The 13,975-nt window shown below is 48.2% G+C and carries 14 protein-coding genes; 2 read left to right on the forward strand and 12 right to left on the reverse strand.

Going from position 1 to position 13,975, the window contains the following annotated elements; all coding sequences use genetic code 11:
• Nucleotides 1–349 (reverse strand): helix-turn-helix domain-containing protein (locus ACTHTQ_RS10795; protein ID WP_440363916.1); only part of this gene is annotated, 349 nt, incomplete at its 3' end.
• Between the two features lie 89 nt (nt 350–438).
• Nucleotides 439–1,212, reverse strand: a complete 774-nt coding sequence (locus tag ACTHTQ_RS10800; RefSeq protein WP_308187233.1) for a FadR/GntR family transcriptional regulator — start codon at nt 1,210–1,212, stop codon at nt 439–441.
• A gap of 428 nt (nt 1,213–1,640) precedes the next feature.
• On the opposite strand from ACTHTQ_RS10800, the gene ACTHTQ_RS10805 reads away from it, so the two are divergent.
• Nucleotides 1,641–3,617 (forward strand): TonB-dependent copper receptor, encoded by a 1,977-nt coding sequence (locus ACTHTQ_RS10805; protein ID WP_440363917.1) that lies wholly within the window; start codon nt 1,641–1,643, stop codon nt 3,615–3,617.
• A 129-nt stretch (nt 3,618–3,746) separates the two neighbouring features.
• On the opposite strand, the gene ACTHTQ_RS10810 is transcribed toward ACTHTQ_RS10805, so the two are convergent.
• From ACTHTQ_RS10810 to ACTHTQ_RS10825, 4 genes are all read right to left on the reverse strand, one after another.
• A complete protein-coding gene (locus tag ACTHTQ_RS10810) occupies nt 3,747–5,084 on the reverse strand; it encodes a sodium-dependent transporter (RefSeq protein ID WP_440363918.1) in 1,338 nt (445 codons plus the stop codon).
• Nucleotides 5,085–5,351: 267 nt separating this feature from the next.
• Complete coding sequence (locus ACTHTQ_RS10815; protein ID WP_440363919.1) at nt 5,352–6,257, reverse strand: metal ABC transporter solute-binding protein, Zn/Mn family; 906 nt, start codon at nt 6,255–6,257, stop codon at nt 5,352–5,354.
• 79 nt (nt 6,258–6,336) lie between these two features.
• On the reverse strand, nt 6,337–7,212 hold the full coding sequence (locus ACTHTQ_RS10820) for a metal ABC transporter permease (protein ID WP_440363920.1): 876 nt from the start codon (nt 7,210–7,212) through the stop codon (nt 6,337–6,339).
• Nucleotides 7,213–7,288: 76 nt separating this feature from the next.
• On the reverse strand, nt 7,289–8,014 hold the full coding sequence (locus ACTHTQ_RS10825; protein ID WP_070607635.1) for a metal ABC transporter ATP-binding protein: 726 nt from the start codon (nt 8,012–8,014) through the stop codon (nt 7,289–7,291).
• A gap of 270 nt (nt 8,015–8,284) precedes the next feature.
• Here ACTHTQ_RS10825 and ACTHTQ_RS10830 point away from each other — a divergent pair, with 270 nt between their 5' ends.
• Nucleotides 8,285–8,581 (forward strand): DUF2288 domain-containing protein, encoded by a 297-nt coding sequence (locus ACTHTQ_RS10830; protein WP_049323125.1) that lies wholly within the window; start codon nt 8,285–8,287, stop codon nt 8,579–8,581.
• 67 nt (nt 8,582–8,648) lie between these two features.
• Here ACTHTQ_RS10830 and apaG read toward each other — a convergent pair whose 3' ends face one another.
• From apaG to hpnD, 6 genes are all read right to left on the reverse strand, one after another.
• A complete protein-coding gene (gene apaG, locus ACTHTQ_RS10835) occupies nt 8,649–9,017 on the reverse strand; it encodes a Co2+/Mg2+ efflux protein ApaG (RefSeq protein ID WP_049350701.1) in 369 nt (122 codons plus the stop codon).
• Nucleotides 9,018–9,113: 96 nt separating this feature from the next.
• Nucleotides 9,114–9,602 carry a phosphatidylglycerophosphatase A family protein gene (locus ACTHTQ_RS10840; RefSeq protein ID WP_049331121.1) on the reverse strand — a complete coding sequence of 163 codons (489 nt, stop codon included), beginning with the start codon at nt 9,600–9,602 and terminating at the stop codon, nt 9,114–9,116.
• Entirely contained in the window at nt 9,595–10,551 is a 957-nt protein-coding gene (gene thiL / locus ACTHTQ_RS10845; protein WP_137041104.1) for a thiamine-phosphate kinase, read from the reverse strand. The genes ACTHTQ_RS10840 and thiL overlap by 8 nt, the downstream gene beginning before the upstream one ends.
• A gap of 187 nt (nt 10,552–10,738) precedes the next feature.
• Nucleotides 10,739–11,458 carry an SDR family oxidoreductase gene (locus ACTHTQ_RS10850; protein ID WP_003682583.1) on the reverse strand — a complete coding sequence of 240 codons (720 nt, stop codon included), beginning with the start codon at nt 11,456–11,458 and terminating at the stop codon, nt 10,739–10,741.
• Between the two features lie 95 nt (nt 11,459–11,553).
• Nucleotides 11,554–12,861: a hydroxysqualene dehydroxylase HpnE gene (gene hpnE / locus ACTHTQ_RS10855; RefSeq protein ID WP_440363921.1), complete on the reverse strand. Its 1,308-nt coding sequence runs from the start codon at nt 12,859–12,861 to the stop codon at nt 11,554–11,556.
• Nucleotides 12,858–13,706: a presqualene diphosphate synthase HpnD gene (gene hpnD, locus ACTHTQ_RS10860; RefSeq protein WP_440363922.1), complete on the reverse strand. Its 849-nt coding sequence runs from the start codon at nt 13,704–13,706 to the stop codon at nt 12,858–12,860. The genes hpnE and hpnD overlap by 4 nt, the downstream gene beginning before the upstream one ends.
• Between the last annotated feature and the right edge of the window lie 269 nt (nt 13,707–13,975).

Here is a 13,975-nt window from a genome sequence, read left to right on the forward strand (position 1 = left end):
AGTGCTTGGACGGTTTGGCTTTGTTCTTTTCGGTCCGCTTTTTGCTGAGGGCTTTTAACTCCTTTAGGTAGGCAACCTTTGCGCGCATATAGCACAACTCTTCGATAAGCTCTGCCTGTGTTTTTTCTTGGTCGGGTTTGTCGGCGATGAAGGGGTTTTTGCGGTGTTGGGGCATGGTTTTGGATTGGGGATGTTCGAGTGCGCCGATACCGCCTTCTTGATAGGCGGTTATCCATCGTCGCAGGTGGGTTCGGGAAATGCCGTAGTGGTCTGCGGTACGCTGCTGGCTGCGTATGTGCAGGTAGTGGAGTACGGCTTGGTATTTGAAGTGTAATGTATATTTGCTCATAAAAAAACTGCACCTTGTGAGTTGGAGGGGGGATGTCCAACTTTTGGGGTGCAGTTCAACTGTTCAGACGGCCTGATTATTTTTAAACGCTACCAATCTACCCGTTTCAAATCATTTTGTGCCAATACATCCGCATGCTCGCTGCGGCTTTGATATTCCCTGTCCTGCAAAATGCGGCGGGCGACATAATTCAAATGTAGCTTGGCCGCTTCAGCAGCTTCTGCCGGTTTGGCCTGGGCAACGGCTTCAAAAATAGCGCGGTGCTGGGCAATCAATGTCGGGCGCGGGTCTTCGGTTTGATGGATATAGATAATGCCACTGCGTGTTTGCTGATAAAGCATTTTGAGCAGACTGCTGGAAAGGTGGCTAAACAAGATATTGTGTGCGGCATCGGCAATGGTTTGATGGAAGCTGACATCTGCTTCGGCTTGATGCTCCAAATTTCCGCTTTCACAAGCCGTTTCAAACTTCTGCCGCCAAAAGTCAATGCGTTTCAAATCGGCATCAGTCCGTCTTTCGGCGGCCAGCGCCGCCATGCAACCTTCAACGTGGCAACTGAAATCAAATACGTCTGTTTCCCAATTGGTATGTTTGCCGAGCAAATCCTGCCAGCTTTGTAAAAAATCCTGTTGCGGCTTGACGGAAACATAATAGCCATCGCCCTGCCGCGCTTCCAAAACCTGCTTCGCAATCAAGATATTCAATGCCACCCTGACCGACGGACGCGATACGCCGAATTCTTCCGCAAGCGTACGTTCGGGAGGCAATTTACTGCCTTCTTCATAAATGCCGGTAGCGATACGTTCTTCCAAAACGGCTAAAACCTGATCGCTGATTTTTTGCGGACGAACCAATTTCGTCATGTTGTATTCCTGATGATTGAAGGACAGTTTTATTCAGACGGCCATAAATTGGATTGACCAATTGGCCGCCCATTCTAATCAATCCCCTATTTTTTCGTCAAGAAATGTTATCAAATCACAACATCAATAGAAAATCATAAGCAAATGACTCTTTTACACCAAATATCTTCTTGCTTTCAGTTAAATAATTAGATTAATGAAATTCCCAATAATCAAGCTTAAAACCATATTGGCATTTTTCATTAACTACTTAAAAAGAATCAGATTTTGTCATCACTGGTATAACCAAATCACGAACCAGCAAAACATGCAGATAATAATGATAAATATTGATATAAGTTAAAAACAGTATGTTTTAATTTTACTAAACTTTGTATATACTGCTTAAGTATTACTCGATATGACACTTAATGATAGAGAGGAACCACATGAAATACCCACCATTACTTATCTTGCCTATCGTCTTAGCCGTATCCCAAGCATGGGCAGACACTGACCCTGTACCTGAAGAAACAGTTACCCTTTCCCCTGTCACCGTTACCGGCACGCAACAAGAAAAAGCCAACCGCGTTACTTTCAACCCCAAAGCTGCTTTGCAACCCCTCCCTGCCGGTGACGGGGCAGACCTTTTGCAATCCGTGCCTAATATGAGCATCATCCGCAAAGGCGGCAGCTCGGGCGATCCGCTGTTCCGTGGCTTGGGCGGCTCGCGCCTCTCCGTCAATGCCGACGACCAGTTTATTTATGGCGGTTGCGGTATGCGCATGGACCCGCCGACTGCCTATATCCACCCAAACTCATTTGATCAAGTCGTGGTCACCAAAGGCCCGCAAACCGTTACCCAAGGTATGGGCTTGGTTAGCGGCTCGGTGCAATTTATCCGTAAAGATCCTGATTTCACTGAAAAACCTTATAACATTAACGCCACCCTGACAGCAGGCAGCAATGACCGCCTTGACGGCTCGCTGGAAGCCGAGTTCGGCGGCAAATACGGCTATGTCCGTACCAATATCTCCCATAACGAAGCCGACGATTACAAAGACGGCGACGGCAATCGCATTCATTCCAACTTCAAACGCGACAGCCAAATGTTGCAACTGGGTGTTACCCCGACAGAAAACACCACCATTGCCGGTACATACGAGCGCAGCAGGGCCAAGGTTGCCTACGCCGACCGCATGATGGACGGCAGCAAATTCGACCGTGATGCGTGGAACATCCGCTTTACCCAACGCAACCTTACCCCATGGTTCAGCGAGTTGGAACTGCGCTACGGTAAAAGCGAAATCGACCACGTGATGGACACATACAGCCTGCGTACCATCTACAATCCTGCCGGCAAGCAGATTAAAAATGCCAACAACCCTAAACGCAATACCGATACAGGCCGTCTGAAAGCCACTTTTGACTGGGACAAACTCAATCTACAAACAGGTCTGGACTATCTGGACGACGTTCATGTCGCACGCAATGAGCGCGGCGGCGACGGCTACCGCCACAAGCCTTACATGCCCAACCAAAGTTTCAAACAATGGGGTATTTTCACCGAAGCCTCTTGGCAGCAAACCGACAATCAACGCTGGGTAGCAGGTTTGCGCCATGACCAAGTCAAAGCGCATTACGATACCGCGCGCGTGACCGACCCTGTTTTGAAACATCAAAAATTCAATTTGAACTCAGGCTTCCTGCGCTGGGAAAGAAATACGGACAACGGCCTGAAATACTATGCCGGCTTCGGTATTGCCGAACGCGCACCTGACTACTGGGAACGCCTGCGCTCTGAAAACAAAGCCATCCGCGCAGAGCAAAACCGCCAAATCGATGCAGGGGTAATCTGGAAACGTCCTAATCTCCACGCGTCTGTATCCGTATTCGGCAGCGACATCAAAGACTTCATCATGATGGAGCGCCAAGGCATGAATTTCGGCGTGCGCAACATCAACGCTTCACGCTTTGGCGGCGAAGCCGAAGTCAAATGGACGTTTGCGCCTAACTGGGAAGTCGGCACCAGCCTCGCCTACACCCACGGCAAAAACCGTACCGACGGCAAACCTTTGGCACAAACTCCGCCACTGGAATGGAACAACACCCTTGCCTTTGACAACGGCAAATTCAGCGCGGGCGCATTATGGCGCGTCGTGGCCAAACAAAACCGTTACAGCAAAGGCCAAGGCAATATCGTCGGTCAGGACATCGGCGCATCTTCCGGCTTCGGCGTACTCTCGCTCAATGCCGGCTGGAAATTCAGCAAATACGCCACCTTGCAGGCCGGCATAGACAACGTGTTCAACAAAACCTATGCTGAATTCGTCAGCAGGGGCGGCGACCCATCCGCCGGCACGCAAACCTTGCGCGTCAACGAACCCGGCCGTACCGCATGGCTGAGGTTGCAAGCGAAGTTCTAATTCAGAATAAAGCGAGCATAAAAAGGCCGTCTGAAAAATTTTCAGACGGCCTTGATATTTTTAATGATGTTTTTTAAACAAACAGTCCTGCGAAGCAATGCAACGCCGGAGCGTTTGCTCACTATCGGATTAAATCAAACCTAAAGAGTTGATGAACACGACAATAATCGCAATCGGCGCAAGATAGCGCAACACGCCCAGCCACACACAAAGCAGCTGTTTCGGAATGGTACTACCCATGCCCGCATCGCGCAGGACAGACTGTTTGTCCTGAATCCATGCTGTAAACACGGCAACGCTTAACGCGCCAATCGGCATGATGACGGCGGAAATAATGAAGTCCCACAAGTCAAAAATGGTTTTGCCGAAAATTTTAAACTCGCTCCATACGCCGAAAGACAGCGCTGAAGGAATACCGACCACAAAAATCGCAATACCGATTGCCCAAGCATGGCTGCTGCGCTTTTTCTCGTCTTGGCGGATGGTTGCGGCGATGACAGTTTCCAGCATCGAAAACGCGGAAGTCAGCGTCGCAAAGACAACCAATAGCATAAACACGGCAAACAAATATGTACCCATCGGCATTTTCATAAAAACCGCAGGCAACACGACAAAAATCAAACCTGGGCCTTGACCGGGTTCAAAACCGAAGGCAAATACCGCAGGGAAAATCACCAAACCGGCCAGCAGCGACACAAACAGGTTCATCCACATAATCACATGGCCGGAACGGAACATATCCTGATCTTTACCCAAATACGAAGCATAGGTAATCATCGCGGACACGCCGATGCTCAAAGCAAAAAACGCCTGCCCCAAAGCAGTCAGCATCGTGCCCGGTTTCAAATACGACCAATCCGGTTTCAACAAAAATGCCACGCCGTCCATTGCACCGGGCAAAGTCAGCGAACGGATAGCCAATGCGATAAAGAGGATAAACAAACCCGGCATCAAGACGCGGTTTGCCTTTTCAATGCCGTCTGAAACGCCGCCTTTGACCACCCAAATGGTAATCAGCATGAACAAACCTTGGTAAAACAGCGAGCCAAACGGCGAAGAAATCGTTTTACCAAACAAGGCTTCAAAGTCTGCACCGGCATGAATTTCGCCGGTAAAACTGTGTACCACATAGTTCAATACCCAGCCGCCGACCACGCTGTAAAACGACAGCAAGATAAAACAAGCGGCCACGCCCATGCGGCCGACCCACGGCCACTGCGAACCGGGGCGCAATACTTTGAAGGAGTCGATGGCATTTTTACCGCCCGTACGGCCGATGTAAAACTCGGCCAATTGAACCGGCAAGGCTACCAAAATCGTAAAAATCAAAAACAAAAGAAAAAATACAGCGCCGCCGTTTGTTCCGGCCGTATAAGGGAATTTCCAAATTGCACCCAAACCGATGGCCGAGCCTGCCGCAGCAAGCACAAAGCCGATTTTGGATGACCAAGATGAATGGTTGCTCATGATGTAATATTAAGAAACGTGAAGATGCCGAATTGTAACAGGGTGAAGTCAAGCCGTGAGTGGCTGGCAGACAGCCGATAAGTAATTCGCACGGATGGTGCGTACTTACCAAGCAAATTGGCATGAATTTTTGATAATTAAACTTTTAATAGCACAAATTTTATTTTTATATTTCAAATTTGACGGTTTATTTTAAAAATAAGCATATAAAAGGCCGTCTGAAACCTTGTTTTTAAGGTTTCAGACGGCCTTTATCCTTAAGCCGCTTTATTTTTTCATGGCATCGGTTAAAACTTTGACATTGTAGCGGTACATGCCGATGTAGCTATTGGCCGGTGCGCCACCCAATGCATCAGAATACAAACGTCCGCTGACATTGACGCCGGTTTCTTTGGCAATACGGTCAATCATGCGCGTGTCTTTGATGTTTTCAGTAAAGACGGCCTTAATGCCCTCGCGTTTGATTTGGCGGATGATGGAAGCCACTTGTTTGGCAGACGGCTCGGCTTCGCTGCTCACGCCTTGAGGGGCGATAAATTCAATATTGTAGCGTTTGCCCATGTAAGAGAAGGCATCGTGCCCGGTCAAGACTTTACGCTTGGCGGCAGGCACGGCATTAAAGGCAGCCTGCGCATCACTGTGCAATTTTTTCAGCTGCATTTGATAGTTGCCCAAACGTTGCTGATAGTAGGTTTTGCCTTCAGGGTCGGCTTGAATCAAAGCATTGGCAACGTTTTGCGCATAAGTGCCCATCAGGACGGGATCGGTCCAAACGTGCGGGTCAAATTCGCCGTGATCGTGATGATGGCCTTCGTGATCGTGGTCATGATGATGACCGCCCTCTTCTGCTTTCAAAGCCTGAATGCCTTTGGTCGCTTCGGCAAAAGGAACTTTGCTCTGTTTGACTGCGCGCTGTACATCGGCAGCTTCCAAGCCCAAGCCGTTGAGCAATACCAATTTGGCACTGCGGATTTTTTTGATGTCGCCACTGGTCATGTGGTAGGCATGGCTGTCTTGGTTGGCACCGACCAAACTTTGAACAGCAATACGTTCACCGCCAATCTGTTTGGCCACATCGCCCAAAATGCTGAAGCTGGTCACAACAGGCAAAGGAGCGGCATAAGCGGCACCGGTCAATAATGCGGCAACGATGCCGAGTTTCCAATGTTTCATATTCTCTCCAGTGATATAACGTAACATTAACATCATCATAAGACAGACCGCCTGATTATTCAAGCGGCCGTCTGAAAAATTATGCCGTGCGGTGTTTCTTGCGGCGCAGCCATTTTGCCAAAATGCCGCCCTCCCAACCGAACACGACGGAAATCAGGTAAAGCGTGCCGCAGCATAAAATAATCGCAGGGCCGGACGGGATTTCGATATGGTAGGAAAACAACAGTCCTGCCACGCCGCAAAGTAAAGCCAATGCGACAGACAAAATCATCAGCCAACCCATGCTTTTCGCCCACAGTCTGGCAGTAATCGCCGGCAACATCATCAAGCCAACTGACATCAGCGTACCCAATGCCTGAAAACCGGCAACCAGATTCATCACGACCAGCACCAAAAACAACACATGCCAAAAGCCACCCTTACCGCCGACAGCCTTGAGGAACAAAGGATCTATGCTCTCCAACACCAGCGGGCGGAACATGACCGCCATCAGCAAAATAGTGACACTCGCAGAAACGGCAATCAGCTGCAAAGCCGGAATGTCCACCGCCAACACCGAACCAAACAGCAAATGCAGCAAATCGACGCTACTGCCGTTTTTGCTGACCAAAACCACGCCGATGGCAAGGCTGCTCAAATAAAATGCGGCAAAGTTCGCGTCTTCTTTCAATGAAGTAAACCGGCTGACCAAACCTGCCAACAAAGCCATCAGCAAACCGGCCGCGAAACCGCCGACGCTCATCGCAGGCAAACTCAAACCGGCAAACATATAGCCAATGGCCGCACCGGGCAAAACCGCATGGCTCAAGGCGTCGCCCACCAAACTCATGCGGCGCATTACCAAAAACACACCGACGGGCGCCGCGCTCAATGCCAGGCAGAAAATCGACGCCAAGGCATAGCGCATAAAGTCAAATTCGGCGAACGGCGCGACGACCAAATCATATAAGTTCATGTTTTATCGCTTTTTTATTAATCTCTGAAAGCCTTAGGCCGTCTGAAAAACACTTACTTTCAGACGGCCTTGTCCATTAAACCGCGCACCAATCGGCCGCTTCCTGTTTCTGCATCATTCGGTTGGCCTGTGCCAAAAATTCATCAGTCAACACATTTTCCGTCGCACCGGCAGTCACTTTTTCACGCGCCAAAAGCAGCGTGTTGGCAAAATATGCCCTCACTTGCTCGTAATCATGCAACACGGCAATCACAGCCTGACCGTCCTGATGGCATTGGCGCAAAACTTCCAACAGCGCATAAGTCGTTCGCGCATCCACCGCATTAAACGGTTCGTCCAGCAGCAAAAATTTGGCATCCTGCACCAGCATCCGCGCGAATAATACACGTTGGAACTGACCATTGGACAAGTGCGCGATTTGGCGCGTGGCAAAATCCTGCATTTCCACGCGTTCCAAAGCCGCCATCACGCGCTTTTTCTGAGCCGCGTTCACGCGTCCAAAAAATCCGATTTCATACCACAGCCCCATCGCCGCCAGTTCAAACACCGTCATCGGCTGGCTGCGGTCAATATCCGACTGCTGAGGCAGATAGGCAATATCCTTGCGCGCCATATTTTCATAGCGCACGCTGCCCGTGTCCGTCTTCTGCAAGCCCATAATAGCTTTGAGCAAAGTCGATTTACCCGCGCCGTTCGGCCCGAAAATCGTCCACATCTTGCCATCTTCAAACACCATATCGACATGGTGCACCACCGGCCTGCGTTGATAGCTGACCGTCAGATTTTCCACCACAATACTCATGGCGATACCGCCCAAAAATATACAGCCCACAACGCCGCCAATGCGACAAGCGCAATCAGCAGCCTTTGCAGCAATCCGGTCAACAATACAGAATTCATAAGCCTAAAACCGCCCTTGCCCGAATACGGACTACAGGCCGTCTGAAAGAAAATTAAAACATTAAAATGATACTGTATAACGTTAACCCTGTAAATTTCTTTCGTTTTCAGACGGCATCGGGCAAAAGGCCGAATATCGGTTACAATCCGTTTTTTATTTGATGATTGTCCTATGTCTATTCCACTCTTAAACGAAAAACTCAATACCGAAACCGCCCGCATTTCATGGGAAGAGCTGCAACCCCACTTCGCACGCGGTGCCGCCGTCTATGTTGCGCCCGATTTGGATTTGATTGCCGTCGCCCGCCATGTTGCCGAAGATGAAGCCGCGCCATTGAAACAATGGATGGAACAAGGCAAATTCGGTGCCGTCAGCGATGATATGGCGCGCACATTTTTAGCGGATAAGCAGGAAATGTGGGCGGTTGTCGTGGCGCCGTGGGTATTGGTACAGCCTTGCAAAGACTGATAAGGCCGTCTGAAAAATAAAAAACCGGAACATGCGAAATGTTCCGGTTTTTTATTTTTCAGACGGCCTATTGCAAAGTAAAGCCTGCTTTGAATTCAAGCTTCGGCACCCCGATAACGAAACGTTTGCCGATGCTGTCTTCAAATTCATACGCGCCTTCGATGCTGCCCCAAGGCGTGCTGATTTGCGAACCACTGTGATACTCATAGGCTTCGCCCGGGTACAAAACAGGTTGCTCTTCAATCAGGCCGGCATGACCGACCTGCTCTGTCTCACCGTGTCCGTCGGTGATTTCCCAAAAACGCTGACGCAAAGTAATGATTTCATCACTGCGGTTGCAGATGGTAATCAGATAATTGAAGGCATAGCGGTCGCGATAGACGTCGCTCTGACCGGCCATATAACGCGGCTCCACGTTAATCTCGATTTCATTCATAATTGTTTACCCCGTATGGTATTTATTTTATTTCAATCCGGATAATTCCGGCGTGCCCGCCCTGTTTTTGTAAAGGGTCGAAACACTTAAAACGCATCACGCTATCCAATAAAACAGGCCTAAGACCATCAAGGTCATCACAGCCGCAATCAAATCATCAAGCATAATGCCTAAACCTCCATGAATCCGCCGGTCAAACCATTTGATCGGCCATGGTTTCAATGCATCAAACAAGCGGAAAATAACAAAAGCCGCCAGCCACCAGCTCCATTTAAACGGAATCAGCGACAGCACCAACAGCATTGCGACAATTTCATCCCAGACGATACCGCCGTAATCCTGAATGCCCAGTTCCCGCTCGGTATAACCGCAAATGCGGATACCCCAAAAAAACAAGGCGATACACAATAAAAGCAATATCCAGCCGTCTATGCCCAACAGGCACAATACAAAAGCCAGAGGTAATGCTGCCAGCGTTCCGGCCGTACCCGGCGCAACCGGCGACAAACCGCTGCCGAAACCGAATCCTAAAAAACACAATGGTTTTTGCAACAGCCAAGAAAAAGTAGGTTTACGTTCAGCCAAAATGATCAAATCCTAAAGAAGTCAGTTCCAATACGCCGCCTTCGGCATCTAAAATATTCAGACGGCCTGAGTCGGTAATTTTACCAATTCGGGCGACCGGTACGCCACTTTGTTCCGCTGCCTGACAAACACGTTCCCTGTCTTCTGGAGCAGCAGTAAAAATCAGTTCGTAATCATCGCCGCCGGCCAATACTGCCGACAACCATTGTTCGCGCGACAAAACGTTTTTCAATTCAGGCAACGACGGCACACAATTGGCAAATATTTCCGCCCCGACAGCAGAGGCTTTTAAAATATGCCCCACATCTTGAGCCAGGCCGTCTGAAACATCTTGCGCAGCATGGGCAAACGGCAACAATGCCTGCCCCAATGAAACGCGCGGTTCCGGACGGAGCAATTTATCATCGCAAACCGCCATGATTTCAGACGGCAATTGATAATGCCCCAGATGTTTGTTCAAAGCAGCGGCAGCCAAACCCAACCGACCCGATACCCAAATATCGTCTCCAACTTCGGCCGCATCCCGCCGCAAGGCACGCCCTGTCGGAACTTCACCTACTATCGTTACATTAAAGACCAAATCGCCTTTGGTGGTATCGCCACCAATCAACACCGTATCAAAACGCACAGCCAAAGCAAAAAAGCTATCGCAAAAGCGTTTGAGCCAATCTTGATTCAATTCAGGCAACGCAGCACTGAGCAACACCCAACGTGGCTTAGCACCCATAGCGGCCATATCGGATAAATTTACTGCAAGCATTTTCCATGCCAAATCTTCGGGTAAAACATCTTCAAAAAAATGTCTGCCTTTGACCAACATATCAGCGCTAAAACATAAATCAAATCCGTTACTTGGGCGAATAATAGCGGCATCGTCCCCTATGCCCAAAATCAGACCTTCCGATTTTTGTCGCTGCAAATATTGTCTGATAAAGTCAAATTCCGTCATATTTATCCAATATAACTATAACTTAGATTACCATATCTAATTTTGTGCCAGCTTAATGTTTGTCTGTTAACACGTCAAACATCAAACTTCAACATTATTTAGATATAAAACTCAATAAGTTAAAGGCCGTCTGAAAATATAAATTTCAGACGGCCTCATGTTTTCAAACCACTCTGAGCAGGTATATTTACAGATAGACGATTTCACCTGTCCGCCCCCTGCTCTCTTGGCTTGCCCACCAAATAAATTGCGGCAGGACATCTTCGTAGTTTTTACGTTCACTCTTCGATTCGCCCGGATGAGATTTAATACGTTGCGGCGAATTGATGGCACCCGGAACCAAAACATTGGCACGCAGGTTGTCAAAACGTTCCCACTCATCCGCAGCCACTTTACACAAATAATTGAGCGCGGCTTTGGAAGCACCGAAACCGCCCCAATAGGCTTGCGGTTTCTCGCCGTGACTTTCGCCGACAAAAATCACAGAAGCGTCTTCGGATTGCTTCAACAATGGGAACAGCGCACGAGTCAAGCCCATAGGCGCAACGGTATTGATGCGGTATTGGTTGACCCATTCCGATACGGTTTGGAAATCCAATGGCGACAAGGCATAGAAATAGCTGGCACAATGCACCACGCCATCCAATTTTCCACCAGTAGCTTCATCAATAGTTTCCGCGAATTGCTTAAACTCTTTCTCCTCCGCGCTCATCAAATCAAAGCAGATGGCAAACGGCTCAGGGCTGCCGGCAGCCACAATGGCATCATATACTTTTTCCAAACGCTTTTGATGACGCGCCACCAAAATGACAGTCGCTCCGGCAGCCGCATAGGCTTTGGCAACCTGCTCGCCCAAGCCTTGGGATGCTCCGGTAATCAAGATGGTTTTGTTCGCTAATGTCGTCATGACTTTTCCTTGAACTTTATGGTTTCGGATATTGTATCGGCTTGGTAAGTTTTGTAAAGTCAAAAAGGCCGTCTGAACATTCAGACGGCCTCAGTTTATTCAACCTGCAAATCCAGCATAAGCTTTTCAGCCGCGGCAAAGCCTGACTGAACCGCTGCTTCCAATGTTGCCGGATAGCGCGGATGGAGATAGTCACCGGCCGGATAAATACGGCGATGGTGCAGCCATGAGAAATCAGGTTGTACAAAATCAACCGTTGCCGCCGTAGTCGCGCGTTTTTCCGTAATAATACGTACGGCTTCAGGCTTACCCAAATCCGGACAAATCCGCTTAATGTCCGCATGAACTTTCTCAGCCAAATCTTTATCCTTCCAAGCCTCGGTGCAATCGGAAACGCTGATAACGACTGCGACTTCATTATCCGGCAAACCCAACGCCCCCCGATGCAGTACCCATTGCGCCGCACCATCGGCAAACCCGGTTAAAGGTGCAGGCAGTTTGACTGCTTGGGCATAACGCAAATAAACCGTGGTAATCGCATGATAGTGCAACGATTGATAGGCCGTCTGAATATAGTCAGGCGTATCTTCAGGCAGAAGTGCGTCAACATGATATGGCGCAACAGCCAAAATCACCGCATCAAATACTTCACCATTAATTTCAATTCGGCCATCAATATGATGGTTTAAATGGGAAACACGAGTTTCAAGATATATCTTTGCACCATGTTTGTGTAGAAAATCCAAAGCCGGTTCGGCTACGATCCGCCCTAAATCCTGCTTAGGCAAAAGATAATCGCTGTTCTCCTTTTCAGACCACACGCCATCATTCAATACATTACATAAAGTGCGCAACGATGCCTGTTCTAACGGCGTATTTAAAGCACCCCAAACCAAAGGTTGCCAAAATTGGCCAAGCAGGCTGCGGGGAACATTTCGTGTTCTCAGCCACTTCGCAACCGTCAAATCGGTTTTATGATGAGCTGCCCAACGTTGCAATGCCGACATATCCGACAGCAATTTGATTTTCAATGAAAAAGAAAGATTTTTCGCACGCAGGATACCGACAAGCAAATGCCAAGGTGCAGGCAGAGAGGCTGTCTGAAACTGCAATCCTTCATGGATATACCATCGCAAAGACTGGCGTAAAAAGGCTGATTCAGGTTGAACGCCAATATGTTGCATCAAAGTTTGAACACCATGATACGCACCCAACAAGATATGCTGCCCGTTATCCAAAAAGCTGAATCCACCATCTTTCCCTGCTATGGCACGCGCCCTACCGCCAGCCTGTCTCCCGGCCTCAAACAAAGAAATATCGGCTCGATGAATCAGGGAAACCGCCGCAGACAAACCTGCCCAACCGGCACCAATCACAGCAATTTTTGGACGCTTAGTATTCATGGTTTAAATCCAAACAGCCAAGTTTTCAATGCAATACGTTTTTTACGGGGAGAAGGAATCGCAATTTTATAAGTCAAAACATTTTGCGCACCATCACGGTCGATTTCATTCAACAACGCATAATAAATAGCCGCCATAATCAGGCCGACTTTTTGCGATTTCTTATTCTCAGCCGGCAAAAGCGACATCGCTTCACGATAAGTTTCACGCGCCCTATTCACTTGAAATTGCATCAATTTTGCAAAATTATCTGTCGGTTTGCACTGCATAATGACGTTGGCAGGTACGTCAAACTTCTGCATTTCCTCTATCGGCAGATAAATTCTTCCCTGTCGCGCATCTTCGCCCACATCGCGAATAATGTTCGTCAACTGCAAAGCCAAGCCCATTTTGTCCGCATATTCCAAAGTTTTCGGATTGGAAAAACCTAAAATCCGCGCAATAAGATGCCCTACTACCCCTGCAACACGGTAGCAATACAGCTTTAATTCATCAAAACTACCATAACGAGCCTGCTCCAAATCCATCTGCATGCCATCAATCAAAGCTTCAAATTCATTCTTCGGCAAGTCAAAATTTGCCCGAATATCTTTTAAGGCCTGATGAACGGGATGCTCAGGCATTTCATTGTTAAAGACTTTCTCCAAATCACTGCGCCACCAATTCAATGTTATCTGAGCTACATTTGGATCGGTACAGCCATCAACCACATCATCTAGTTCGCGACAAAAAGCGTATAAAACAGTGATCGCATTTCTTTTTTCTACCGATAAAAAACGAAAGCCGGATAAAAAACTGGAATGGCTTTCTGCAGCCTTTTGATGACAATAATCCAAAGCAAGCACTGTGTATCCTAAAAATATCGTTATAAATAATTAGCAGGGATTTTATCTGTATTTAAAAAAGTACGCCAATATCAAATCTCATCTTACAACAAGGCCGTCTGAAAGCTGATGTGAAGTATCTTTCAGACGGCCTAATATCCTACGTCGCCAATATCGAAACCAACAGCATGACCACCAACAGCTGTATCAAAGAGTAGCCCCTCTGTACAGTTGCCCTATTCCGTTTTCCATCAAATACATTTAAGTACATCTCTTTATTTCCTTTATCT

This window comes from Neisseria sp. P0020.S003 (assembly GCF_051957095.1).
GTDB lineage: Bacteria > Pseudomonadota > Gammaproteobacteria > Burkholderiales > Neisseriaceae > Neisseria > Neisseria subflava.